Source organism: Bradyrhizobium sp. CCGUVB23, assembly GCF_024199885.1.
Lineage (GTDB): Bacteria > Pseudomonadota > Alphaproteobacteria > Rhizobiales > Xanthobacteraceae > Bradyrhizobium.
This window is the reverse complement of sequence record NZ_JANADQ010000001.1, coordinates 580,689-606,295: the sequence shown is the minus strand read 5'-3', so window position 1 is coordinate 606,295 and position 25,607 is coordinate 580,689. Positions and strand designations below refer to the sequence as shown.

Sequence of the window (25,607 nt, the reverse complement as noted above, 5' to 3'; positions counted from 1 at the left end):
GCACGCCCGCGCGCAACCAGATCGGCAAACGCACGGAGCGCGCGACTGGCGAGGACTTGAGCCCTGGCCGGCATCGAACGGCGGTCAGCGGAAAATGCAGACGTCATCACGTCGCCGGCGCGACCAACCAGATCATGCCCGCGCGCAACCAGTTCGGCAAACGCGTGGAGCGCCCGACTGGCGAGGCTTTGAGATCCTGTCAGGATCAAACGGCCATCCCACACTTCTTCGAACTCGGCGCGCGACATCATGTTCGGACGCGATGCGGTCGGATGCAGTACGAGTGCCATCTCGTCATCGACCTTGCCGAGAAGCAGGAATCCGCCATCACGCAGCGACGCGATCCCGGGCAGCGTGGTGCTCGCAAGTCGCTTCCAACGCGTCGTGCGCGAACGGACTTTGACCCCGAATTCGTGGGCACAGCGAAGCATCGCGCTGATGCCGATATCGTTGCTTCCGCAACGGTCGCGGAGCTGGTCAGGCTCGGCGTTCACGCCATGAAGGCGCAGGAACAGAGCAAGGGCTCGAAGCCCGAGGTCTGCGGTATGGGCATTTCCATTCTGGATCGCCATTTTAACTCAACCCTTCGCGGCTACCGACCGCGTATGTGTTCCTTCTCATGCATTCACAAATATTGACGGTGCCGCACCCAGGCGCTGAGCCTGGGTGCGGCCAGGCATCAATGTTGCGGTCTGGCCAGCAACGATTCCAGACCCGAACCGGACGCTTGCGACACAGCCGCGACGATCTGTCCGGGATCCACCCGGCCGGTGTTACCGGCCAGATACTGGTTCAGCAGCGCAAAGCTCTGGCTCGCCAGGGATGCCGTGCTCGTGCCGGCCGCAACCGGATGATCCGCCACGATGATCGGCTGCTGTGCGGTCGTTGCCAGGGTGCTGGTGGCCGGGTCCACATGCTGCTGGAGCAGCGCGAAGGCCCGGCTTGCCAAGCCCCCCGCGTTCGCGGCGATCGCATGCTGAAGATCGGTGAAGTCGAACCTCTGCGGCGATGTCGTGGTCGTGGCGGGCGTGGTCGTGACAGGCATGGTCGTGGTGGTCGTGGCGGGCGTGGTGACCGTCGGCACATGATCCGTCACGGTGCTCGCCTGCGACGACGTTGTGGTCGTGTGCGACGACGTTGTGGTCGTGGCCGGTCGAGGATCGGTCACGGTGATGGTCTGCGGCGAGGCCGTCGACACGGAGCCGGTGACCTTGTCCTTGGCGGACGCCGTCAACGTGAGTGTTGCGACCGGATGACCGCCACCGCGGTAGTACGAATGCAGCGTAAGGCCGCTGTCGACCTGCGCAGCCGTCAAGGTGATGTTGCTTCCCCTGAACGTCTGACCATCGAGCTTGTCGATGATCGTCTCGTACTTCGGCAACCCCGTGATGTTCACAGTCACGACGTCGTTGGAGTCCGTCGTTGTCACCTTGGTTCCCAGGTCGACGGTACCGCCTCGCCCGGCTACCGAGAGCGAGTGATCCGCGATAGTCAGGACCGGCTTGGTCGATGACGGGGTCGTCGGGGTCGATGGAGCCGACGGCGTGGTTGATGTCGGCGGATCGATTTGGAGACCCGTGAACGTCTTCACCGCGCCCGAGAGATTGGCCGCAAGGCCGGACGAATCCTTGATGCTCGCACCGTTCGGAAGGTTGACCCCGGTGATGGCAAGCGAGGACACACTGGTGTCGGTCGACGCGACAGTCGTCTTGAAGGTGAGCGAACCCGTCCCCGAGCCGCCCACATAGGTGGCCTTTGCGCCGTCATTGAGCGATAGCGTCGGCGTGCCGCTGACCGTCACGGCTTCGCTGAACCCGAGCGTCAGTGTAATGGTATCGCCGACATTCTCGATTCCCGTCCCCGGTGAAGCGGAGGCCTGCGTCACAGTCGGTGCGACGTTTGTCGGAGTAGTTGGCGTCGTCGGCTGCGCCGGTGTCGTTGGCGTGGTCGCTGCCGTCGAAACCGCCAGGCCGGAGAACGTCTTCACTGCGCCCGAGAGACTCGCAGCGACACCGCTCGCATCCTTGATGTTCGCACCGTTCGGAAGGTTCACTCCCGTGATGGCAAGCGCCGAGGTGCTGGTGTTGGTCGACGCGACGGTCGTCTTGAAGGTGAGCGTGCCCGTGCCCGAGCCGCCGACATAGCTGGCCGTTCCGCCGTCATTGAGCGAAAGCGTGGGCGTGCCGCTTACCGTCACCGCCTCATTGAAGCCGAGTGTCAGCGTGATCGCGTCACCGACGTGCTCAGTGCCGGTGCCCGGAGAGGCCGAGGCCTGCGTCACCGCCGGCGAGATCGGATCGATCTGGAGACCGGCGAACGTCTTCACCGCGCCCGATAGCCTCGCCGCGACACCGGAAGCGTCCTTGATGCTCGCACCGCTCGGAAGATTGACACCGGTGATGGCAAGCGCCGACGTATTGGTGTCGGTCGCCGCGACGGTCGTCTTGAAGGTGAGCGTGCTCGTGCCCGAACCACCAACATAGGTGGCTTTATTGCCGTCGTTGAGCGACAGCGTCGGCGTGCCCGTCACCGTCACGGCCTCGTTGAAGCCGAGCGACAGGGTGATGGTGTCGCCGGCATGCTCGATGCCCGTCCCCGGAGAGGCCGTGGCCTGCGTCACCGCCGGCGTGACCGTTGGGGTGGTGGGCGAGGAGGTGCTGCCCGAGGACGTTGTGCCGCCCACACCCGACCACCCGGCCGCCTGCGACCCGGTGACCAGCGTCATGTTGCGATAATCGACGGCGGCCGTCTCGGTCGCCGTCTCGCGATAGAGGCCGTATTCCCAATAGGTGCCTTGCCCATAACCCAGCGGACCCTGGTAGTTCACAACCTGGTTGCCGTTGATCGAGACCTTCAGATAGCCGCCGCCGCTGTTGGAAAAATTGGCTTGGACCTTGATGTCGTTGTAGGCGCCAGGAGTAATTGGATTCGGATCGGTCCACAGCGTCATCAGATGGAGATCGGAGGAGGAATTGCTGGGATTCCCACCGGGCAGAACATAGCGGGCGACAACTTGCAGATGGTCGCCGTCCAGCTGGATCGCGAACGGAGGCGAGGTCCAGACACCGCCGGGATTCGCGGGATCGTCATTGTGCATTTGTCCGACGACAAACCATGGCGCAGTGTTAACAAACGAGCCGTTGGGCCCATTGGCCTCGACCATGAACTGATAGTCCATGCCAATCGGCGTACCGGCCGGGATCATTGCACCGTAGTTGGTCTTGACGCCCGACGTGTCATCTTGAATTTCCGAGCGATCAACAGGCGAACTATCGCCCCAATTGTCGCCCCGCTGGACCTGGAATCGCAGGGTCTGCGGGTCGGGGTTGGTGATACTGTAGCTCTTACCCGCCGTCTCGATCTCGTAGGCGTCGCCGCCGACGCCAATCTGGGTTCCAGGCGTGGTCTTGAAATTCGTGATTGTGCCAGTCGTGCTCAATTTCAGGCCTCCGAGTTACAGAGATTCTCTTTGACGTTGACAAGGGAATTCCACTGCCGCGTGCGCGATAGCGCGCGACATACCGCGTGCTCGCAAGCGGTTTGCATTGCGAGCAGATTTCATAGCAGTGGGATTGATGGTGCCCCCCAACTGCTGATGAACGGTTGGTTAATGAGCGAGTGTGGCCAAAAAAATAAGCGAGTAAGGCAAAAGTTCGAAACCGCAAATGCGGCGCGCCCAGGGCACTAGCCGGCATGTCCCTGCAATTGCTCCTGATTTCGGCGACGCTGCCTTGAGAAAGCAACATAGGTTTTCACCGATAATACCAACGTATGTTGCTCGCCCTAGCGAATGATCGCGTGTTCTCGCTCCTGGCAGCTCGCCAGCGGGACCCTGGAAAACGTTGCGGTTACTACGGGCGCGCGTGCGTAGCGCGTGATCTCGGCCTTTCCAGGCGCAATCCGCAAGTGGCGATCGTCTAGGTCGGTAAGTTGCCGATCACGGAGCCCGGTCTCGATGAGCCTGTAGAGCGTGCTGTTAGGAAAGGTCTGCTGAGCGCGGCCAAGGATGCGAGTCGATATCTCGACAGTTGCGCCATCGCCATAGTCCGCATGGGAGCGACCAGCGCGTCGGACCGTTCTCGCAATCTGAGCTTTGTCGTGGAGGCTTCCTATCAAAATCGCGGAGTCGGTCTTCCAGATGCGCGACCATCACGATCGAGCTGTTCTTGGCATTGACCGCCGCCCGCTCCTTACGAGCTCTGACCATGAGCGAGGCGCGGAGAGCACATTGCCACCTTCAACGCCATCGAGAAGAAGACCCGCGGCCGCATCCCCAACGGCGGCTCACCGCTCACGCGCTGCAAAACAGTCCCAAACACCCCCAATTTGTGAGGAATACGATCGAATGATTAGTTGTCGACCACATCGTTAGTGACACCTCCTTGCCATCTCGTGCGCGCCGTCCGATGCGCCATCCTCCGATAAAGGCTGAGATATGCGTTACACATCGCATCGAGCGTGAATGCTGTTTCAACACGCCGACGCCCTTCGATACCGAATTGATTAGCAAGCGCTCGGTCATTGAGGAGTCTGAGCACACGATCGGTCAACACCCCAGCGTCGTGGCTCGGCACAAGAAATCCCGTCTGTCCGTCCAGGACTAATTCAGGAGTGCCCCCATCGCTAGTTGCTACGATTGGCTTACCCAATGCCATGCATTCGGTGATTGCGTTGGAGATGCCTTCCCCGTGTAGACGGCTGTTGGTGGCGAGAACTCCCACCGTGAAGAGATTAGCGATGCTTTCTATATCTTTCCGCTGCCCCAGAAACCTTATGCGCGACGAATGTTCTGGTGGAACGCTATCGCGCACTCGCGGCAACATTTCACCGGTGCCGACAGCCAGAAAAGTAACATCGTCCCTAAGACGGCAAATGCGGCATGCCATCTCGACAAAGGTTGCGTAATCTTTTCCGGGCCTGAAGTTGGCAACCATCCCGACAATGTGGGGGGTCGTGATGCCCAACGTGCTACGAAGCTCTGCCCCGTCCGTTAAGTTAAGCACTCTTTCAGGATTAAACCCATTGTAGATCGATAGACCTTTGCGCTCGGGAATATGGTAGGCAGCTAGACCCGCGCGCGAATTGGCGACGACGATGTCCGAAAATGGGATAGTCAGCTTGCCCATTAAGTAGTCTTTATTCCACAGCGTCAGATGCGATGGCGCGTCTCGCACGAAGCCATTGACGAAAGCCGCGCCGCACAATTTCGCAACCGGAGCTGCATAAACGGAGCATATCGAGCCCCAGGAGTGGACAATATCAATTTTCAAACTAGAGGTCAGATCGTACAAGCTCTTGAAAAGGCGCAAATCCCTCCTGCCTTTCCGGATGAGCGGAACGTATTGCGCATGTTCACTGTCAATTTCGAATTGATTATTCTCCTCATAGGTAACCGCGACGAATGACTCTATGTCGCGGTGAGGGGAGAGCCCCCTCAAGAGTTCGACGAGTTGCCGCTCTTTCCCTCCCCGGCCTATGCATTCAGTGAAGTGTAGTATACGCATCTCAGCGCTCTCCCACGTGGACTGATTTAGTCCAAGTCGCAACGAGGCGGTTCAGCACTAAAATTCAACGTTCAGCCGCGCTCGATGTGAAGCTTCTCATTTGCAGCACGTGAGCCGCCGCCGATTGAATGCCGCTCATGCGAACCTCGAACCTGGTCCTCGTATCGAATGGCCCCCCAACGCCGACACGAGGAAGCGCAAAACGATCTGATTTGCTATCGGATACCTGCCCACTCCGCGTCGTCACTGCGGTCGAAAAGCCGATTTCCTTCGCGAGATGTGCTTCGCGGGGACCACATGCTCTGGAGTCGCCGTAAGGATAAGCGAAGTGCCGAACCGGAAGCTGCAACAATTGTTCCAGATAGCAGCGGTTATCCGCCATTTCGGCCCGCGCTGAAAGAACATCCAGGGCCGACAGTGCGGCATGCGAAACGGTGTGCCCGCCAATTGACGCGAGAGGATGCCGGGCCAGCTCTTGAAGCTCACGTTCATTCAGGAAATATGTCTCATTCAAAGCCGATAGCGAAATACCCGCCTTTTTGAACGTTGAGGTGAGCATTTCGACCCGGTGGTAATCTTGGTGAATCCACTCAATGACCTTGTTCAAGCCCGACACCTTTTCGTGAAACTTCGGACAGTGGAAGCGCATGCCCATCGCGTCGATCGTAACCGCGTCTTCAATGCGAAACATTTCGCGCAGACCCAGCCACCACGATTGCAGCGTTCGTGTTGGGGCTCCGGTGGGAACGTACATCATGAACGGGGCGTTGTTTCGCTCGAGGATTGGAAGCGCGGTCGCGAGATTGTCTCTATAGCCGTCGTCAAAGGTAATCACCGCGTGGCGGCACGGTCCGGGATCCGTGGCCAATCGCTCGAGACATGTTTCGAAACTGACGATCTCCCACCCTTCTTGCCGCAGCCAGTTGAGTGAATGTTCGAAAAGGGCAACTGAGGTCCCGGTTGTTAATTCCGAGCGATGATCTTGTTGAATCTCATGGAACATCAGGATAGCTGCCCTGCCGGCAAAAATCCTGCGGAAGGTTGGCATTAGCCCAGACCGATGAGCCAAGTGGATCATGCCGTCCTTGAGAGCCTGCTTCACGCTAACCCTCCAATGGTCTGCGCTGCAATGCCGCTTCGAGGCTCCGCTGGTCGGTGAAGGTCCAACTGTCGCATTGTCGTCATCCGCTCCGTAGCAAACGCCTGCCCACCGTCCTTGCCCTGAAGTTGGAGAGAACGTCGTCATATACCCCGACGATCTTTTCCACGGTGAGCACCTGGTCGTATCGCGCCATTGCCGCCCGACCCCGGAACTCGCTGCTCCGCGACCAGTCAAAAACCTCTCGAAGGTTGCGGGCAATCGTCCCGGCGTCCTGCGGACAGATCCGCGTTCCCGCGATGCCATTCAACAGCTCGCCAACGTCGCCGACCTCCGTCGCTACCACCGGACGATTGCACGCGAGAGCTTCCTTGATAGAGGTCGGCGAACCCTCATAGTCCGAGCAGAGAAGCAGGGCATCGGCCGCGCTGTAGCACCACGGCATTTCGCCGTTCGGCACATTGACAACCGTCATCAACTCCGTGTGGACGCCTGCCTGCACAAGTCGCTCGACTGACGCTCTTGCCAGATCGTATCTTTTCTCAGGGCGTGCCGGATCAAATGGAAACAGAACGATATGCTTGTCTTTCGGCCACCCAAGCCGGACTCGTGCTTTGTCGCGATCGTACGGCTTGAATACGCCGAGGTCGACTCCGCAGGGAATCACGATTCCCGGAATCCGTCTCCGCAGCTCCTCCGAAACGACTATGACGGCATCGGCGAAATGCGACACAGCCCGCGTGCTCAGCCTTTCAAAGAGACTCTTTCCAATGACGTCGGTCCCGTGCAGCGTGATGACGAGCGGCGCCCGCAACCGAAACATTGCAGGATATGCCGAATAACCGTAATGCGCATGAACGATGTCGTATGCCACCGCGCTCGTCATTCGCACGACATCAAGAGTGCACCTCAGATAATTCATCTTGGACTGGGATCCGAGAATATCGATGACGTCGACCGTGTGGCCGAACCGGCGCAGCTGCTCTACCTGCTGGCACACGAAAGCTCCGGAGCCCGGCCTCTGCGGACCCGGATACATGTTGGTGACACAGAGAATTCTCACGATTGGTGTTCCCTCGACGCTTGGCATGAACTGCCATCGAGTCACTGGTCTGCGTCGCTAGCCCCGTTGAGCCGTCGTCGGATCCCCGCCGGAACGCCCATTACGAGCGCACCGTCGGGCACGTCCTTCGTCACCACCGCGCCGGCGCCGACGACGGCGCCAGCTCCGATTCTGACGCCTGGCAGCAGGTTGGCTCCCAGGCCGATTGCCGCGCCGCGCGCGATATTGGGCCCGAGCATGGGTGAACCGTCGTAGCCGTTGCGGCCGATCGCATTGTCGTTCGAAGTGCCGACGCAGCCCGAAATGAACACGTCGTCTTCGATCATCATATTGCCCGCCAGCCAGGTGTGATCCTGCACCCGGACGCGATCGCCGATTCGGGTATTGTAATTGACCGTGACGTAACGTCCGACGACTGTCTTCGAGCCGATCCGCGATTGTTCACGGATCGAGGCGCCGTCACCGATGAGGGTCCCCGCGCCGACCGAGACGTCATAGAAAATTACCGCGTGCGGTCCGATAGAACAGTCGGCGCCGATATCGACCCACGCCTCGAAATGCGGCGCGCGCGACAAGGCGCCGGCCCCCTTGGGCGCCTTGCCGATATAGGCTCCCGGAAAGATTTCGACGTTGTCCCCGATTCTTGCGCCGCTCTCAATCACGACATGCGGGTGAATGACCACCCGGTTGCCAATCGTAACATCAGGCCGCACCACGGCGAACTCGGCGATCGTCACGTCCGTACCGATCGCCTCGGTCTCGACCACCGCCCATGCATTGATTCGATTCATCACCACTCCTTCCCGACATCGGCCTGCAGCGCGGCCGGCGAATACGTCGACTTCCGCTGCAAGTTCTTGTGACCGTCCCGCTCGGCCGCAGCGCGTGCAATCGCGGCGATGCGGCGCACCTGGTCGCGTGTGAGCTCGGGGAACATTGGCAGGGACAATGATCGCGCGGCCAAGGCTTCGCAGCACGGCAAGTCGCCCTGCCTGTAGCCGAGATGGACGAGAGCAGGCTGCAGGTGGAGCGGCAACGGATAGTGGATCCCGGTCGCCACGCCGGCCTCTTCAAGCTTGATCCGCATTGCGTCACGGTCGTTCGTGTCGATCACATACAAGTGGTAGACGTGCGTCGACCCCTTTCGAACGAACGGCGTCTTGATCCCCGACTGCGCCAACTCCGCGGCGTACCACTCCGCAGCGCGCCGCCGATTGGTGTTCCATTCATCCAGACGCCGGAGCTTGATCTGCAGGACTGCCGCCTGGAGAGCGTCGAGCCGGCTGTTGAATCCGATCTCGGCGTGGCTGTAGTGGGTGGTTCGGCCATGGTCACGCAATCGTTCGATCCGCTCGGCGATCGCGGCACTGTTGGTGGTGACTGCTCCGCCGTCGCCATAGGCGCCGAGGTTCTTCGCCGGATAAAACGAGAAACATGCGACATCGCCGAGCGCCCCGGTCCGGACCCCCTGATATTCGGCCCCGTGCGCCTGGGCCGCGTCTTCTACCACATAGAGCCCGCGCCGGCGTGCGATGTCCTTGATTGGACCCATGTCAGCCGGCTGTCCGAAGAGGTGGACTGCGATGATCGCTTTTGTACGATCCGTTACGGCGCGCTCGATCATCTTGGGATCGATCGTGTAGGTGTCCGGATCGATATCGACGAACACGGGTCGGGCTCCCGTCGCCACGATGGCGGCCGCGGTGGCGATGAAGGTATGGGCGGTTGTAATCACCTCGTCGCCGTGACCAATTCCCAAGGCCCGCAGCGCCAGATGAATCGCGTCCGTGCCGTTCGCCACGCCGCGCGCATGGCGCACCTGGCAATACGCGGCGAAATCTCTTTCGAACGAGGCAAGCGCCTCGCCGCCTATGAACTGCGCCGAGTTGAGGACGCCGCGAATTGCTTCGGCCACCTCGTCTTTTAGCGTCTCATATTGCGCCTTGAGATCGACGAACGGAATGTGCATTTTCGAACCTCACGAGAATCCGTCTTTGTTTCTTGAGAACGTCATCGGGCACCGTGCCCCCGCAGCACCGCGGGAAACGTCAGGGCAATCAACTTCAGGTCGGTCCATAAGGTCCAGTTCATTGCATAGTCGACGTCCATCTCGAGCATCACCTCGGGGCTGAGCCGACCCCGAGCGCGCACCTGGCAAATTCCGGTTATTCCGGGCTTCACAATGTGACGCTTATGGTGCCAGTCGCGGAAGTGTTCGAGTTCATAAGGAATCGCCGGCCGCGGACCCACGATGCTCATTTCGCCGCGCAATACGTTGAGGAATTGGGGCAGTTCGTCGAGACTGGTTCTCCGCAGCCACCATCCCACGCGCGTCACGCGAGGATCGTCTGTCAGCTTGTACGGGGCATTGGGGTCGTCCGAGAGGGTTTCGTTCGCCCAAAATCGCCGGATCGCCTCGCGATGGACGTTTTCGTCGGCGTTGTGACGGAGCGTCCGGAATTTGAAGCAGTTGAACGGCTTCTCGTCGCGTCCGATCCGACGTTGGCGAAAGACCGCCGGTCCGGGACTATCGAGACGGATTGCTATCCACACCACCATGAAGACGAGGGCCAGCGGCACGATCGCGAGAACGCTGATCGTGACGTCGAGCGCGCGCTTGCAGAATTCCCGCGGGGTCGCCTTCCGTCGCGTGGCTTCATGCGACGGCAATTTCGGGACCTCCCGCCGGCATATTCCGCCGCCGAAACATCCGTTGATCCTTACCGTTGCTACCGCGCTTGTGCTTGAGCCGTAGACACGCCGATGCCGCCTCGAGTGCTTCGACAACCCGCAGCCCGTGAGCTCCATCCGCGCGCGGTCGTTCCCCGGTCATGATCGCATTGACGAAGTCGAGTACCTCGAGTTTCAGAGGTTCGCTGCTGGATATTGCAGGTATATGAACGTCGCCATGATGATAGGCCGACTGGAAGTCGGCGTAGGAGTCGCCGTCGATCCGTGGCCTGAACCGCTTCTGGTATACGCGCACTTTCTCGGACGGCGCCACGTCGTCGAACACCAGCATCGCATCGCTTCCGACGACCGTGATCTGGCGCACCTTGACCGGGTCCAACCAGGAAACATGCACATGGGCGGTCGGGCCGCTTTTGAAGCCCATCTTGGCGTAAACAACATCCTCAACGTTGGGCAGAACGTGCGCGCAACCCCAGGCGCCGATGGTTTGCGGCACCTCCTCCAGCAAGCAGAAGATGATCGAGAGGTCGTGCGGCGCCAAGTCCCAAAGGACATTGGCGTCCTGCCGGTAGAGACCGAGATTCAGGCGCCGCGAATCGATGTAGTAAAGCTCGCCGAGAGAGCCGCTCTGGATCATCTGGCGCATGACACCAACCGCCGGGTGGTACTCGAATGTGTGCCCGACCATCAGCACGCGCTTGCGCGCTTCGGCGATCGCATTCAACTCTCGGCATTGCGCGCTTGTCATGGCCAACGGCTTCTCGACGAGTGCGTGCTTTCCGGCCTGGAGCACGGCTCGTGCCAATTCAAAGTGCGTCTCCACGGGGGTGGCGACAATGACACCGTCTATAGAAGGGTTATTCAGTACCGCACCGATATCACGCGAAACGGCGACAGAAGGGTATTGCGAACGGATATATTCCAATCTGTCAGGGCGTGGATCGACGGCCATCGACATCCTTGCGTCGCGTATATCGCAGCTGACACGGATGTGTTTCGAACCCCAGTAGCCACAACCGATGACGGCGAGCGACGGGCCGCCGTTCGCGGTCCGATTTTCCGCGTCGTTATTCGCCATGTTGGCTCCTTGTTTGAAGGCCTTCAGTGTGCGTTCATTCAAGATAGCCGATTGGGCGCGCGCGCTGAGGTAGAACACGGATTATGAACTACGCTCTTTTGGGGTACACAGGTTGGAATACCCCCGCGCCTCGCTCTCGCAGCGCTGGTCATAGCCCAAAGTGATTGACTGGCTGGGCAAATATCTAAAGCCCTGTCACTCCAGTGGTTTTTCAGCACAACGGCCGCGCCGGTTGCGACAAGGAGCTAATTCCGGGGCTGATGGGATCGAACCACGCTCCTCGGCCTACTGCTTCAGGGTAGGGCTCATCGCCCAGGCCCGACGATCGACCGGCATCCGCGGGTTTTCGACGCTGAAGGACCGCCGGTCGCATCGCCTATCGCAGATACGTTGCCAACAGAACCATTGCGCCGGCGTCCTTCAGTGGAAACCTGGTGATCTTTCGTATAGGACTCCCCAAAGAGGAGCACAGTCTCGAGGTCGTGGACGATCTGCTGGATGTCCGCTGGCCTTGCCGAGGGATGATGCGACAGCCCAGGATGGAACGCCGACGCCATGGACACGGGTTCTTCGATCGCGCTCTTGCTCCGCAGCGACACTCCATCGCTCGACGATTGCAACCTAGAGGAGATCCTCGATCTCTTCGGAATTCCATGGACGGCGCTGACAGTCAGCGAAGCGAACGGGAACAAGATAGCCTCGCTGATCGCAAGTCATCCGCAGTTCTCCATCCTGACTTCCGCGCCCTGTCTCGCCGAAACCCTGCAGGCCGGTAAGGCCGGAACGTTTCCGGCCTGGTTGGCGGCAGCCACTTCCGTGTTCGTCTATGGATTTCAGGCTGCGGATCCCTGCAGGGCTCTGCTGCGCCAGATCACGGGAGACCCGGAGGCGGACGTCCGCAGCATCGACGCGTGGCCAATAACCGTGTCCGTCACCGATGCCTTTTCAGAGATGTGCGGCCCAATGTCGGCCCTGCGGATCCGACTGGAGCCCGGCGCCGCGGATGCGGCGCTTGTCATCCGGAATGGTGGCGAATTGCAGAGCATCGTCGGGACGCCCGAGGGACACCTGTTTGCCGGATTTGGTTATTCCGGCATGCGCTTTTTTGCCGATGCGTCATTGGCCATGGTGGACATTCGCGAACGCTCTGCGACCTATTTTGATGTGAAGAAGCGTTTTGCCGGTGCGGTGCCAGTCGTGATGTATCTGAAGTGGTCTTTCCGCGACGTCTGCTGGACCACTCCCGAAACAAACGCCTGCCTGATCATCGACGATCCACCTCTGTGGCCACGGTACGGCTTTCTCGATTTTGGCGAACTATTGCAGTTGGCCGACAAGCAGGCGTTCGCGACGACAGTCGCCTTCATTCCGTGGAATTGGCGACGAACAAATCGCGACACCGTTGCCGCCTTTCGGCAAAACAGCGGAAAACTGTCCGTCTGCGTGCACGGCTGCGATCACACCCGTGGTGAATTTGCAGCCCGTTCAGCCGACCTACTCGACAGAAGGCTGAAGACCGCCAGGCGTCGGATGCAATCCCTTTTCAACAAGACCGCACTTGATCATGAAAACGTGATGGTTTTCCCGCAAGGGGCATTCTCGCCCGAGGCAGCGTCGGCTCTCAAGCGAAATGGCTTCTTCGCGGCAGTAAACACGGAAGTCGCACCAGCCGGTGACGCGTCGAACGAAACGACACTTGCAGACCTGTGGAGTGTCGCCATCGTCCGGTATGGCGGATTCTCGATTTATACCCGGCGGTACATCCACCACGGCATTGAAAACTTCGCATTTGACGGAATCCTGGGCAAGCCGTGCTTCGTTGCCGGGCATCACGACATTTTCCGAGACCACGGCAGCGAACTGGCGAAGTTCCTCCAACGCCTTGCATCCTTGCGGTGGAAGCTCTGTTGGCGGACTCTCGGAAACGCCGTTTGCCACAGCTACAGCCTTCGACCCGACGACGGAACGATCCTAGTTAAGATGTTTGCTGAACAACTCCGTATCGAAAACGGTGAGGCGATGGCGCGACGGATCCGAGTTGTGAAGCAAGAACCACACGTCGTCTTCTTGAAAAACGTTACAGTCAACCAAGAGGTCGTCGCGCACGAATACAGGGATGGATGTCTTAGAGTGATCGTAGATATCCCGCCCGGCAGAACGGCGGATATACGCTGCGTTTATCACGAACAGCCGGATGCCTTCCCGAAGTCAGAATCGGTCTCATACCGACTTGGAGTAGCGGTTCGGCGATATCTATCTGAACTTCGTGACAATTACGGGCACCTCTTTCGGTTCGGCGTATAGCCGAGAGGGGACCGCAACGAGCGTGGTTACGTGCGCGAAGCTCCTACATGATGCTCCTGGCAGATTGCTTCCTGCATCCGGCGGACTCGATACGTGACCCGATACGTCGCGTTTCAACCGGCCGTCACTCGGTATCCTGCGCGACTCGTCGGTCCTGTTCGCTGTCAGCCAGACGCTGCGGCGGGCTGAACCGGCCTGCGGCCGCGCGCAGATCACTTTGCAAATGACTTGGCAAGTCTCAAGTGTTGATCGCAATCAAGTTTCTCGGCGGGGTCACGATCAAGGCCACGCGGCAACCCTTTTGCCAGTCTTCGCTTCGCCACAGCCGGAATAGGTAGCCCATAAAAGTGGAAGCTCTGCGCGGATGAGTTGAAGCTCAGCCCGTATGAAAGAATACATTCGGGTGCCGGGTCCGAGGTCGTAACGATCGGACCCTACCTTCAAAAAAACACGATGCGTTTCGGTGGTTGGTGCGTGAAAGCTTCTTAGGGGTCGACATTTGTCACTGAACCAGAACGTCGACTTTGCAGGCAAAACCCATGAGTAGCCGCCAGCGTTGCCAGCAGAAAGTAATGCTTGAAGGATTAAGATGAAAATTGCGGTGTTCGGACTTGGTTACGTCGGCATGACGACGGCCGCTTGCCTCGCCAGGCAAGGCCACGAAGTCGTCGGTGTCGACATCAGCGATGAAAAAGTGGCGATCGTCAATGCGGGTAAATCGCCGATCACGGAGCCTGGTCTCGATCAGCTTGTAGAGCGTGCTGTCAGGAAAAAGGTGCTGAACGCGACGAAGGATGCGAGCGGGCATCTCGACAGTTGCGCCATGGCCATAGTCTGTGTGGGAACGCCCAGTGCGCCGGACGGATCTCACAATATGAGCTTTATCGCGGAAGTGTCCCATCAGATCGCGGAGTTGGTCGGCCCCGTCCGCGGGACGACGTTGACTATCGTATTTCGCTCCACAATGCGGCCCGGTACCATCGAGGAACTGGTCCTCCCGATTTTCGAGAGCGCATTGCGAGACAGGATGGACCTGATCGAGGTTGTCTATAACCCCGAATTCTTGCGCGAATCCGTGGCGATCGAAGACTTTTTCAACCCACCGAAGATCGTGATTGGGACGAAGGACGGTGAAAGGTGCACGGCTCTTGACGAGTTGAACGCAAATATCGCGGCACCGGTCTTCTACACGAATTATCGCGCGGCAGAGATGACAAAATTCGTCGATAACTCGTTCCACGCAGTAAAGATTGCTTTTGCCAATGAAGTCGGTCGCGTTTGCGATAAGCTCGGTATTAGCGCGACTACTGTTCATAAGATTTTCATCTCAGATACCAAGCTCAACATTTCACCCTACTATTTGAGGCCAGGTGGCGCATTCGGCGGCTCCTGCCTGCCGAAAGACGTTCGCGCGCTCCAACACATCGCAAGTGACGTCGGGGCGCATACCTGGCTCGTGGATTCGGTTCTCAGGTCGAATGATGAGCACAAGAATTTCCTGTTTGAGAATTGCCTGAAAGCAGTCCCGGCGGGCGGGCGGGTGCTTATGCTCGGGCTTGCCTTCAAGGAGGACAGTGACGATCTTCGCGAGAGTCCCAACATCGACTTGGCTCGCAAATTCCTTAGGTTGCACGTCGGCTTGTCGATCTATGACCCACACGTCGAGCCGTCTAAATTGCTCGGCCAGAATCTCGGCTATGCGTTCTCCAATTTGCCCGCGCTCCGCAAGTTACTAATCCCAAAATCTGTCGCCGAGTCAGAGCTGTTCGAGCTGGTCATCGATACCAGAGGGTGGGCGAGGCATATGGCGCTACACGCGAGGCGGATCATTGATGTCAACACTCTTTCGTGACGACGGCGTTGCACGCTACGATCAAGCGAGTGTTGGTTCGGTTCGCCGCCGGGTGCTTATCATCGTCGAAAATCTTCCAGTGCCGTTCGATGGCCGAGTGTGGTCGGAAGCCACCACATTGTCGCGGCATGGTTATGAAGTGTCTGTAATTTGTCCGAAGGGACCGGGCGCAACGGTCTCATTTGAGATCATCGAGGGAGTCGCAGTCTATCGCCACTGGGTGCCGGTAGAAGGTCGTGGGCTTCTCGGCTATCTCGCCGAATACAGCGCGGCATTATTTTGGGAGTTCGTGCTGAGTGTGAAAATTCTCACAACGCGCGGGTTTGATGTAATTCACGCGTGTAATCCGCCGGATCTCATTTTCATAGTTGGTGCATTTCATAAGTTTCTATTCGGGAAATCGTTCATTTTCGATCACCACGATATCAACCCGGAGCTTTACGAGGCAAAATTCGGACGTCGTGGTTTTCTCTGGCGGGTTATGGTTCTACTTGAACGCATTACATTCGCATTGTCTGACGTATCGATAGCAACAAACCACTCATATCGTGCCATTGCCATTGAACGAGGGCGAATGGAGCCTGATCGTGTGTTCGTTGTGCGCTCCGCTCCGAACTTTTCGCGCGTTCGCTCACTTCCACCAGACCCGGCCTGGAAAAAGGGACGGAAATTCCTTGTCGGATATGTAGGTGTTATTGCCAGGCAGGAGGGGATCGATCTGTTACTGGAATCAATCAAGCACATCCGCTGGACGCGAAACCGCGATGATGTCCAGTTCGTCATTGTCGGGAGTGGGCGGGAATTGGAGGAGATCAAGAAGCTTGCGATGGCCCTTGAACTGGATGAATTGGTTACTTTCACGGGCCGTGTCGATGATGCGACACTATTCACAATACTCTCCACGGCAGACGTCTGCGTAAATCCGGATCGCCCTAGCTCGATGAACGACAAATCAACGATGCACAAGATCATGGAGTATATGGCGCTGGGTAAGGCTATTGTCCAATTTGACCTGACCGAGGGCCGTTTTTCGGCTGGAGAGGCATCTTTGTATGTACAAAATGCGGATACTGCGGAATTCGGCGACAGGATACTGGAACTTGTAGATGATCCAGTGCGGCGCGATGCTATGGGTGCATTTGGTCAGAAGAGAATCTATGACGAACTCGCTTGGCACCACGAGTCGACAAAGCTTTTGGGTGCTTATGAAAAAGTATTCAAACTTAGGGACAAATGCGGATAGGACCTATTCTCTTCGCATCCCAGCAAGCCTTCGATGATACCCCGCAGCGAATTACGCACCGCCAGTTAGGGTCGTCGTGACGAGACAGGCGTTGACGACCCGATTGCTAACATCATTTCCACGAACCGCCTGCGTCCGCTATCCTCGTATCGAGGGATGTCGATCCAGCAGAGATGTTCGCGACGCTGCCAGCCAGCGCAAGGGTAAGGGGTGCGCATTGAGCCGGTGCGTGACGGCGGGCCGCTGCAAGCTCGCGCAACCGCTTCCGCATAGTCATCGCCAGATCGTTGGCACGGTGGCGAACCGAGCTTCGATCCGCGCCCATGACCCACACACCGCCATTCCGCTCACATCGAAACTGCTGCGCAAATGAGCGACGGCCTCTCGCCTTGCGGCGGGCGTCACCAATTGTTGCAGCCACATCCTTCAGCATGATCATGTCGAGGATAGGTTCCGCCAGCTGCTTCTTCAGCCTCGCGTTCTCGTCCTCGAGCGCCTTCAGCCGCTTGGCGTCGGAAACCTCCGGCCCGCCGTACTTGGTCCTTCGTAGAAGGTCGCGCTCGATCCCGCGCGTGCGGCTGATATCAGCGGTTCCCGCACTCGCCTCCTGCTCAGGCAAAGTCCGGATCGGATATTCCGTGAAACGGCTCGGCTTCGGGGTCTATCCCTCCCGAGGCGAGGGCTCTATCCAGTCTTGGAGCAGTTAGTTTGCGGGGGCGCAGACCACACTTCGTAGGTAACCCCTATTATCCGCCAAAACGGCTTCTTATCCGCCAAAACGGCTTCGGGAGTCCTGAACACCTGATATGCATTTGGCTATGCTCGTTTTTGATCGGCTACGAACCATTGACTTCGCCCGGGGGAAGAAATGACGCGCGTTGAGCAAACCGCTGCAGCTATATTTTATGCGGCTGATTTATCGCCGCTTCTTCAATGTCGGTGACCGGATCAATTACGCAGCAAGGCCCATGTGGGAATCCCGCGGTATCAGGCATGACCTTGGAAGATGCGATCGTCGGCGCGTTCGCGGGCACTTTATCTTTGCTCCACTATGCAGGAAGTACGAAAGCCTGCTGGAGGAGGCCGCACGCAGGAGGCGCGCGCGGAGGTCTCGGATTCGACAGCCAGTTGGCCCGCATGCAATTGAAGCATTCGCTGCCCTTTGCGATGGCCAGCGGTTCTTTCGCCTTGCGCGCGCAGGCCGGTCAATGGGTCGTAGCAGCGAACTTTCCGAGCGCGGCCGTTGAGCTCATCTCGATTGCATCAGCGGTCATGGCTGTCGGTACGTTGACCGGCCAGCCTCTGGGTAATGCGCTTCTGTCCAATATCAGTTCCCTGGTAGGCGAGGGCAACGTTGACGGCGCCCGCAAGCTGATATCGGAAGCGTATCTGCTGCCAACGCCGTGTGGTAGCCAAGGCGGAGCATCTGCAGAAAGGCGCCAATCCGCGCTTCATCGTGACCTCGCTAGCGCGCGAGGGCGTTGCAGCACAGGAACTTCATGAGACAATCTTGGCATGAGTACATCTAGAAACCTTCAGGAAACGGCTCCCCCGCCTGATGGCGTGCCCAAAAGCGAGGGGACCGTGATTCACGCTGGCCGCGCCATCTCGGTGGTCTTCTACGTCACCGTCGCCGCCCGGCTGCTCAGCATCGTCAGCCAGGTGCTGACGGCTTCGGCCTTTGGCGTTGGCCCAACCATGGACGCCTATACGGTGGCGCTGATCGTGCCCACAACCATTTCTGGCATCTTGGCCACGGCGGTGGGCGCGGCATTGATTCCGGTCTTTGTGGACTACCGCGAAAACAAAGGCGAGGCGGAGTCCATGCGCCTGCTCTGGGCAGCGATGACGCTGGGCACGCTGATTGCGCTGGTGGTGACGGTGGCGCTGGTCGCGGTCGCACCGCTGGTGGTGACGGTCTTCGCCCGCCAGATGGATGCCCCCACGCAGACGCTGGCGGTCATCCTCCTGCGCTTCTTGATGCCCGTGCTGTTGTTGCAAGTGCTCGTGACGCTGGTTGGCTCCGTTCTGAATGCCTATGGGCGGTTTGCTGTGCCAGCGCTAGCTCCCGTCACGATCACGCTGAGCACCATCGCGTTTCTGCTGTTTGCGCGTTCCTGGGGCATCTATGCCCTGGGCTGGGCCACGATTGTAGGTTATTCGCTGAATTTCTTGCTGCTCGTCGTTACCTATCGGCGCATGGGGCTGCGCTTTCATTTCGATTTGTCCTGGCGGCATCCGGGCATTCAGCGCATTGCCGCGCTTTCCACGCCCGCGCTGATTGGGGCGCTACTGGTCCACGGCAACATTCTGGTCGATCAGTTTATGTCTTCGCTCTTGCCGCCGGGCAGCATTGCCTCGCTCAGCTACGCGATCAAGCTGGTGGAAACGCCCTCGGGGATCTTTTATACGGCGCTCTCCACGGCGCTCTTGCCGATCTTCGCGCTGCAAGTGGCCCGCCGCGAATTTACGCTCTTAACCACCACCTTCCGCCAGGTGGTCATTTTTTCCGCAATCATCCTCTTGCCCGCTGGCGCGCTGCTGAGTTCGTTGTCGCGCCCGGTGGTGGAGATTTTCTATCACCACGGCAATTTTAACGCGCAGGCCGTCGATGTGGTGGCGTCCGGAGTGATGTTTCTCGCGCCGAGTATATTCATCCTCACCTACGGCTTTATCAACGGGCGGATCTATAATGCACTGCAAGACAATCGCACGCTCCGCAACGTTGCCGTGCTTTCGCTGGTGCTCAACGCCGTCTTTGACTATCTGCTGATGCAAATCTGGGGCGTGGCAGGGATTGCGTTCTCTACCACGCTGACCTATCTGGTTGCCGCGCTGACGCTGCTGCTCATTCTTAACAAACGCCTGCAAGGGCTGCGCCTGCCGCAGCTTGGCCTTTCGCTGGGCAAAACCGCAGTGGCGGCGGCGTTCCTGTGGCTGACGTGCGCGCTGCTGGCGAGGTTGCCCCAGGTGGCCGCGCTGCCGCCGCTGGTACAGGCCCTCTTGCTGAGCGCCGCGGGCCTGGTGATCTATGCTGCGCTGCTGCTGGTCTTGCGCGTGCCAGAGGTCAGCTTGCTCTGGGCCATACTGCGCAGTCGGCTACCCTGGGGCCGAGCGCGGCAAGACCTGTATAGGTCGCAGATGAGCGTAAATCCTTAGCCTGGGAGACCTGGTCAGGCCGGCGCGTGGTATGGTCCATGTCATCAGACGAACACGCTCGTGGACCTGCGTGCGCCTCCTCTGCTTGGGCGAGCGCAACCCTCGCCGCGTCCCCGGCGCGTTTCGCTTTCCCTTCGGGCCGGTGCGCTATATGGACGCCGGGGTGATGCTGTCGCTCTATCGTGAGATTTTTCTAAACCGCGGCTATGAGGTCGCCGGATTAGGCGACGCGCCCGTGATCCTTGATTGCGGTGGGAACATTGGCATGAGTGTGATCTGGTTCAAGCAGCGCTATCCGCGTGACCGCATCACCGTCCTTGAGGCCGACCCGCAAACGGCCGACCTTCTGGAAGAGAATGTGCGCGCGCTGGGCCTTACCTCGGTCACGGTGGTTCGCGCTGCCGTCAGCGATGCCGCTGGCAAGGTATCGTTTGTGCCCGAGGGATCGCTGGGCGCCATGTCGGCGATGGGGCAGGGGTGCTGGTGGACGCGGTGGGTCTAAGTGACCTGATTACCGAGCCGGTGGATTATCTCAAGGTCGATATTGAGGGCAGCGAATTTGGCGTGCTCAAAGACCTGTGCGCCACAGGCAAAATGGGGTTGGTCAAGTATCTTTCGTGCGAATTGCACGGCACTCCTGCTGTGCAAGACCAGGTTGCGGGAACTGTGGACGGCGCTTTCACAAGCGGGCTTCCGCATCACGGTCAGAGAGGCGAGGGTGTGTGATCAACTGCCAGGAACACCCATGCCCACGCCGTTTTTGGCGGCACCGAGCGCGAAGTATCTTGTCTGGCTCTATGCTTGGCGTGTGTAGGGATTCGGATCGCACCTTGCGATGAGCGAAGAAGAGGACGTCGTTCAGCTTCATCGCGATGGTGACACGTGACTGCAACCTATCTAGTGAACTCGCCAAACTGCTCACCCGGCTTCGCTGGTGCTTTGGGCGTTTGGATTCGGTGGGCAGTCCGCGACGATCGGCGCGACATTTCCGCCGGGCCGGAGGTCAGCGATCACGAAGTCGAAAGCGCGATCAAGGTCGCGATGGTCGGATTGGTGCACCATTCAGCGGCGTGAGAAGTCGCATTAGCATTGATTTTCGCTGTGTCGAAAATGCAGTAGTGTGGACACGGTTGGGCGGCCCTTTGTCGAGGCTTGCACGTGAAACAGCACGACGATTATGACGACCATGACGATCCCGGTTGGTTTCGCGATCAGCTGAGGCAACGCGACCGCGAGCTAGCCGACCTGAGCGTAGCCCAACAAAATGTCTCAGCGTTGTTTCACCGCTAGAAGGAAAACGCCGCTAGTAACTAAGTCCGCTGGGGTGAGGTTCGCAAACCGCGTTGCAAGATGCGGGACCTCCAGAGTGGACGGTCGGGTTGCGGTCTCTTTGCAAAGCGTTCTGAAGCCTTCTTTGTCGAGAAGGCGCATATGAGTCGAAAGCGGCTCGCGATTTAAGTACCACGATCGCTTTCCACGAATGAGGGCCCATTTCAGATCGGAATAGGACCAATGGCCGTTCCACTCCGCTGCACACCCATGACACTTGAAGTCGACCACATGGGACATGAAACCTCCGGGCTTCAACCACCGCTTCATGGCGTTGTATGCTTCGCTCAATTCGTCTACATGCTCTAGCACCGCCTGCGAAAACAGCATGTCAATCGTCCCGTCCTCGATCACGGTCGCGTTCAGCCAAGGTGCCCGTAACTGAACAACCCCCGCCTGCGAGGCGCCGTGCAGCGCCGCCTCGATCTCGCGTATCCGGGCCTCGGATATGTTTACGGCCCTGTTCGTAATTAGCTGCTCGGGGAACCGATAGCTTTTCAGCTTCGGGAACACATCGGGAAATTCAGCTTCGTCTGGAATATCGGCGCGCTGGCCAAACAACTCAGCTAGTTCATGAAGCACCTGGATATTTCGTTCCGCTGTAACATGCGAGACGAAGTCAAGCGCATAGTATTTGGAAGCTCCCGACAGGAGTGCTGCGATCCCGGTCCCCAGCGAGTCGCCCGGTCCGAGCTCTGCGATGACCTGAGGTCTCGTATCAAGTCCGCTTTCTGCCGCTTTCACGAGATGCCTTAGCCAGACGCTGTAGCAGTAGCGGGCCGAGATTGTGCCGCCCGTTCCTTTGTCCCTGCGAGCAAGATAGTCCCTGACAGCTGGGATTGCTGTCACGCCTGGCACGAATGTCGCTGCATTGAAAACAATAGAGCGCGTGCTGTACATCTTGTCGCCTCCAATTCATCGACAAACTACAGAAATTCCTGACACAGTATCGCGACCAGCGCGTCTGAGCGTCAAGAAAGACCGCCCGCCATGTTTTGGCTGACGTAGTGGTAATTGGGGGTACCACCCTTACGCTGTGCCCAAGCACGTGCAGACGGTGATCGGCGAGGACGTGTCGGAGCGCCTGGACGTGACGCCTGCGAAGTTCCGGGTCATCGTGACGCGGCGCCCGAAATACGCCTATCGCGATCGCGACGGCGTGGTTCAAGCGCCAGCGCCGTCTCATCTGATCGAGAGCGGGCTTGCGACGAGCTGCGGGGCCGTTCGGCGGAGAACCACTTCCCCCGCTCGGCGATCCAAAGCTCTCCATGCCGATTGAACTTCCCGGTTTAGCGCTTGCCCCATTCCGCGATCTGCTGGTCTGGGCTTGAATGGGTTAACCCGAAAGGGTCGAGCCGCGGACCGGTTCAAAATACTATGCTGCAAGGGCGTGAGTTTGGATGCCATGCGTTGACGTCCTCTCATTAGGGAGCTCATTTCAAGCATGTGCGGAATTTCCGGTATTTGGGAGCGTAATGGTTGCAGCCTGCAAGATCTGAAAAGGTGGGCGTCTGCAATGACGCAAACCCTCAGTCACCGCGGGCCGGACGGCAGCGGAGTTTGGTTAAGCGAGCAGGCCAGCATTGCCTTCGGGCAGCGTCGCCTGGCAATTATCGACTTGTCGCCAATGGGACATGCTGTGACACGACGAGGAAAACATTTCGCGGAGGAAGGAAATGAGCGTGAAGAGGGTGCTTGGCCGCAAGGACGAGTATATCGTCGGCCTGAACGGCGCGCGGCTGCCGTCCATCAATTTCTATACGCTGTTCAGGGGCTATACGAAAATTAGCGCCTTCCAACTCGTGCAGTATTCGACGTTGGAGGTTGTTGCGCTCATCCGCTGTTCCGAACCTCTGTCGGCAGAGGAAAAAGCGCGTCTCCAACAGGCGCTCGTTCTGCACATCGGAAAAGGCGTCCCGATCTACATCGAAGAGCGGGAGAAATTCTTCACCAATTCTGACGGCAAAGTGCTCATCATTTCGCGACAGATGGGCAGTTACAAGCTCTCGTCATTTGAGCGCTACAGCCTGCCAGCGCAGCATGCCTGGGCCGATCAACGGCAGGGAATCGCGTCTTATAAGCTCGATTGGAACGAGGCCGACGAGGCGCCTGATCGGGAGCTGCTCGCAGTCATGCGCGAGCTGTTTTCGAGCGACCATTACCTGAAATGGTATCCGGAAGCACGCCATGCCGGCCTTTTGAAGAGACTCGCGGCGCACGTGGCTGTCGAGTCTGACGGACATATTCTTCTTACGCACGGCTCCGACAACGGCCTTCGCCTGATTTTGCAGGCATTTACCGATAAGAGCGTGTGCATGGTGATCATGCCCACGTACGACAATTTCCGCGCCCAAGCGCAGGGGTTCGGCAACAGAATCGTCGGTCATCCCATGCACGACGGCTCGGCCGCTTCTCTGGATGGCCTATTGAAGGAAATGGAGCGGCAAGAGCCGCGTCTGCTCTACGTCACCAATCCTAACAATCCCATCGGTTACCAGATCAACAACGCCGGGCTTGCGCGGCTCTTGTCAAGCGCGTCCAGGTTCCACGGCCTCGTGGTTGTCGACGAGGCATATTGGGAATTTTCCGGAGAGACTGCCCTTCCGCTTTTACGCGACCATGACAATCTTGTCATTGTTCGCACCTTTTCGAAGGCCTTCGGCCTTGCCGGCATGCGCTTGGGCTATGTCCTGGCGCGGCCAGCTCTGATTGCTGCACTGGAAAGGATCGACAATGTGAAGGACGTGACCATGTTGAGCGCTACCGCGGCGGAATATTTGCTTGATCATTATGCCAAGGTGCAATCCTTTGTGGCGGCGGTCAACGCCAACAAAGAAGCATTCTACGCCTATTGCCGCGACCGCGGTATCCGTTATTTCCCTTCGGCGGGGAATTTCGTCTCCTACGAAGTCGATTCCGCCGAACGTTATCTTTCTTTTATGGCGGAACGGCGGGTCTTTCTGCGTGACCGCAGTGCTTATTTCGATGGCGAATTCGTTCGCGCCACAATCGGCGGAGGAGAAGGCTTCACGAAATTTCTCGCGGCCGACAGTGCCTACAGAACTGCAATTGCTACTAACGCCGCTCAGAAACCCTCGTGAGCGGAAAGGAGGAGCGAATTTTGCTCGGAAATGAGGGCGAAGTGATGGATGCCGTCTCGGAAAGGCACTCCCCGCCTTCCAGGCGGGCGTCTGCAATGAAGTCTTTACTCGCTCGGTTGCGCGGGACGTTTTGGCACTGGGCTCCGGTGTACGCGTCTTGCGGTCATATATTCAACTTCTTCGAGACGATGAGCGGATATAAATATGAAAAGGCTATGTTTCTGAAATACGTAGGCTACGAGCTCGATCTGACAAATCCGAAAAGCCTCAATCAAAAAATAGTCTGGAAGAAGTTGTTCGACCGCAACCCGCTTCTTCCGCCGACGTCGGACAAATATCTTGTGCGCGAGTATGTAGAAAAGGCTTTGGGGCCGGAGGCCGATAAGATACTCGTCCCATTGTTGTATGTCGGGGATGATCCGCGGCAAATACCGTTCGATACGTTGCCTGCGGAATACGTCGTTAAAACCAATCACGATTCAGGCGGCACGATTTTAGTCCGAACTGGCGAAAACGTCGACCGACAGAAAATGATCGTAAGATTAACGAAATGGCAAAAAATCCCGTACGGCATCTTTAAGCACGAGTGGGCATATTGGAGCATCCGCAGGAAGGTAATAGTCGAGGCACTTCTTCGTGAGAAAAACGGGGGAATTGCGCAAGATTATAAATTTCATGTCTTTCACGGCACCTGTAAGTTCATTCACGCAACGCCGAAGATGGACGGCGAACGAAGTGGCAGACGGAGCTTATTCACGCCAGATTGGCGGCAGCTGGATGCTGGCTGGAAGTATCCAAAAGGTCCTTATATATCTCCGCCACCCCGGCTTTCCGATATGATTCGTATTTCGGAGAAACTTGCTGCACCGTTCGATTACGTCCGAGTCGATCTATTCAATCCCGACGACAGGATCTTTTTCGGCGAATTGACGCATTATCACGGAAGCGGTCGAGAACCCTTTTTCCCTGAATCTTTCGATTTTGAGGGAGGTAGCTTTTGGAATATTGCGCCGAACTACTGGATTGGGAAGACTCTTGGAAGCTAACAAATCCATCAAACACGTGCGCGACTATCCCATTGCTTCACATAATGCGCGGTACAAAAAAGGCCCATTCGCCGGTGCTGAGGATTGACCACAATGAAGCCGCCTCAGAGCTTCCGGTTCCGGTAGGGGACGAGGTTA

17 protein-coding genes and 3 pseudogenes are annotated in these 25,607 nt (G+C 58.3%); 9 read left to right on the top strand and 11 right to left on the bottom strand.

Annotation, left to right across the window (positions count from 1 at the left end; genetic code table 11):
• Positions 1–209: 209 nt before the first annotated feature.
• From NLN62_RS02580 to NLN62_RS02535, 9 genes and pseudogenes are all read right to left on the bottom strand, one after another.
• A pseudogene (locus NLN62_RS02580) lies at positions 210–572 on the bottom strand (cysteine peptidase family C39 domain-containing protein); the annotation flags it as partial.
• A gap of 107 nt (positions 573–679) precedes the next feature.
• Positions 680–3,439, bottom strand: a complete 2,760-nt coding sequence (locus NLN62_RS02575; protein WP_254107262.1) for a heparin lyase I family protein — start codon at positions 3,437–3,439, stop codon at positions 680–682.
• Positions 3,440–4,349: 910 nt separating this feature from the next.
• On the bottom strand, positions 4,350–5,504 hold the full coding sequence (locus NLN62_RS02570; protein WP_254107261.1) for a glycosyltransferase family 4 protein: 1,155 nt from the start codon (positions 5,502–5,504) through the stop codon (positions 4,350–4,352).
• 64 nt (positions 5,505–5,568) lie between these two features.
• The gene (locus NLN62_RS02565) at positions 5,569–6,606 is read right to left on the bottom strand and encodes a polysaccharide deacetylase family protein (RefSeq protein ID WP_254107260.1); all 1,038 of its coding nucleotides are present in this window, start codon (positions 6,604–6,606) and stop codon (positions 5,569–5,571) included.
• A 79-nt stretch (positions 6,607–6,685) separates the two neighbouring features.
• Entirely contained in the window at positions 6,686–7,603 is a 918-nt protein-coding gene (locus NLN62_RS02560; protein WP_254107259.1) for a glycosyltransferase, read from the bottom strand.
• 104 nt (positions 7,604–7,707) lie between these two features.
• Entirely contained in the window at positions 7,708–8,457 is a 750-nt protein-coding gene (locus NLN62_RS53130) for a hypothetical protein (RefSeq protein WP_305881661.1), read from the bottom strand.
• On the bottom strand, positions 8,457–9,635 hold the full coding sequence (locus tag NLN62_RS02545) for a DegT/DnrJ/EryC1/StrS aminotransferase family protein (protein ID WP_254107258.1): 1,179 nt from the start codon (positions 9,633–9,635) through the stop codon (positions 8,457–8,459). The genes NLN62_RS53130 and NLN62_RS02545 overlap by 1 nt, the downstream gene beginning before the upstream one ends.
• Positions 9,636–9,676: 41 nt before the next feature.
• Entirely contained in the window at positions 9,677–10,336 is a 660-nt protein-coding gene (locus tag NLN62_RS02540; protein WP_256575874.1) for a sugar transferase, read from the bottom strand.
• A complete protein-coding gene (locus tag NLN62_RS02535) occupies positions 10,323–11,435 on the bottom strand; it encodes a Gfo/Idh/MocA family protein (protein WP_254107255.1) in 1,113 nt (370 codons plus the stop codon). The genes NLN62_RS02540 and NLN62_RS02535 overlap by 14 nt, the downstream gene beginning before the upstream one ends.
• Before the next feature lie 555 nt (positions 11,436–11,990).
• On the opposite strand from NLN62_RS02535, the gene NLN62_RS02530 reads away from it, so the two are divergent.
• The 3 genes from NLN62_RS02530 (at position 11,991) to NLN62_RS02520 (ending at position 16,834) form a co-directional block, all read left to right on the top strand.
• Positions 11,991–13,739, top strand: a complete 1,749-nt coding sequence (locus NLN62_RS02530; protein WP_254107253.1) for a hypothetical protein — start codon at positions 11,991–11,993, stop codon at positions 13,737–13,739.
• Between the two features lie 589 nt (positions 13,740–14,328).
• Complete coding sequence (locus tag NLN62_RS02525) at positions 14,329–15,591, top strand: nucleotide sugar dehydrogenase (protein WP_254107252.1); 1,263 nt, start codon at positions 14,329–14,331, stop codon at positions 15,589–15,591.
• Positions 15,572–16,834 carry a glycosyltransferase family 4 protein gene (locus NLN62_RS02520; protein ID WP_254107249.1) on the top strand — a complete coding sequence of 421 codons (1,263 nt, stop codon included), beginning with the start codon at positions 15,572–15,574 and terminating at the stop codon, positions 16,832–16,834. The genes NLN62_RS02525 and NLN62_RS02520 overlap by 20 nt, the downstream gene beginning before the upstream one ends.
• Positions 16,835–16,946: 112 nt before the next feature.
• Here the strand turns inward: NLN62_RS02520 and NLN62_RS53210 are convergent.
• Positions 16,947–17,468, bottom strand: a pseudogene (locus NLN62_RS53210) (transposase); the annotation flags it as partial.
• Positions 17,469–18,418: 950 nt separating this feature from the next.
• On the opposite strand from NLN62_RS53210, the gene murJ reads away from it, so the two are divergent.
• The 3 genes from murJ to NLN62_RS02500 are packed head-to-tail and all read left to right on the top strand — an operon-like array spanning position 18,419 to position 20,719.
• Positions 18,419–19,993, top strand: a complete 1,575-nt coding sequence (gene murJ / locus NLN62_RS02510) for a murein biosynthesis integral membrane protein MurJ (protein WP_254107247.1) — start codon at positions 18,419–18,421, stop codon at positions 19,991–19,993.
• Positions 19,994–20,024: 31 nt separating this feature from the next.
• Positions 20,025–20,495, top strand: a complete 471-nt coding sequence (locus NLN62_RS02505; RefSeq protein ID WP_254107245.1) for an FkbM family methyltransferase — start codon at positions 20,025–20,027, stop codon at positions 20,493–20,495.
• A complete protein-coding gene (locus NLN62_RS02500; RefSeq protein ID WP_254107243.1) occupies positions 20,471–20,719 on the top strand; it encodes an FkbM family methyltransferase in 249 nt (82 codons plus the stop codon). The genes NLN62_RS02505 and NLN62_RS02500 overlap by 25 nt, the downstream gene beginning before the upstream one ends.
• A 543-nt stretch (positions 20,720–21,262) precedes the next feature.
• On the opposite strand, the gene NLN62_RS02495 is transcribed toward NLN62_RS02500, so the two are convergent.
• Entirely contained in the window at positions 21,263–22,222 is a 960-nt protein-coding gene (locus tag NLN62_RS02495; protein WP_254107242.1) for a methyltransferase domain-containing protein, read from the bottom strand.
• Positions 22,223–22,382: 160 nt separating this feature from the next.
• Here NLN62_RS02495 and NLN62_RS02490 point away from each other — a divergent pair.
• The 3 genes and pseudogenes from NLN62_RS02490 to NLN62_RS02480 all read left to right on the top strand — a co-directional run.
• Positions 22,383–22,532, top strand: a pseudogene (locus NLN62_RS02490) (IS66 family transposase zinc-finger binding domain-containing protein); the annotation flags it as partial.
• A gap of 466 nt (positions 22,533–22,998) precedes the next feature.
• Entirely contained in the window at positions 22,999–24,423 is a 1,425-nt protein-coding gene (locus NLN62_RS02485; protein WP_254107241.1) for a histidinol-phosphate transaminase, read from the top strand.
• Positions 24,420–25,469: an ATP-grasp fold amidoligase family protein gene (locus NLN62_RS02480; protein WP_254107240.1), complete on the top strand. Its 1,050-nt coding sequence runs from the start codon at positions 24,420–24,422 to the stop codon at positions 25,467–25,469. The genes NLN62_RS02485 and NLN62_RS02480 overlap by 4 nt, the downstream gene beginning before the upstream one ends.
• The last annotated feature ends 138 nt before the right edge of the window (positions 25,470–25,607 follow it).

Bases quoted from the DNA above. Each gene is read 5' to 3' on its own strand.
- NLN62_RS02525 (WP_254107252.1), top strand. From the start codon at position 14,329: ATGAAAATTGCGGTGTTCGGACTTGGTTACGTCGGCATGACGACGGCC.
- NLN62_RS02520 (WP_254107249.1), top strand. From the start codon at position 15,572: ATGTCAACACTCTTTCGTGACGACGGCGTTGCACGCTACGATCAAGCG.
- NLN62_RS02485 (WP_254107241.1), top strand. From the start codon at position 22,999: ATGAGCGTGAAGAGGGTGCTTGGCCGCAAGGACGAGTATATCGTCGGC.
- NLN62_RS02505 (WP_254107245.1), top strand. From the start codon at position 20,025: ATGGTCCATGTCATCAGACGAACACGCTCGTGGACCTGCGTGCGCCTC.
- NLN62_RS02545 (WP_254107258.1), bottom strand. From the start codon at position 9,635: ATGCACATTCCGTTCGTCGATCTCAAGGCGCAATATGAGACGCTAAAA.
- NLN62_RS53130 (WP_305881661.1), bottom strand. From the start codon at position 8,457: ATGAATCGAATCAATGCATGGGCGGTGGTCGAGACCGAGGCGATCGGT.
- NLN62_RS02495 (WP_254107242.1), bottom strand. From the start codon at position 22,222: ATGTACAGCACGCGCTCTATTGTTTTCAATGCAGCGACATTCGTGCCA.
- NLN62_RS02530 (WP_254107253.1), top strand. From the start codon at position 11,991: ATGGACACGGGTTCTTCGATCGCGCTCTTGCTCCGCAGCGACACTCCA.
- NLN62_RS02535 (WP_254107255.1), bottom strand. From the start codon at position 11,435: ATGGCGAATAACGACGCGGAAAATCGGACCGCGAACGGCGGCCCGTCG.
- NLN62_RS02570 (WP_254107261.1), bottom strand. From the start codon at position 5,504: ATGCGTATACTACACTTCACTGAATGCATAGGCCGGGGAGGGAAAGAG.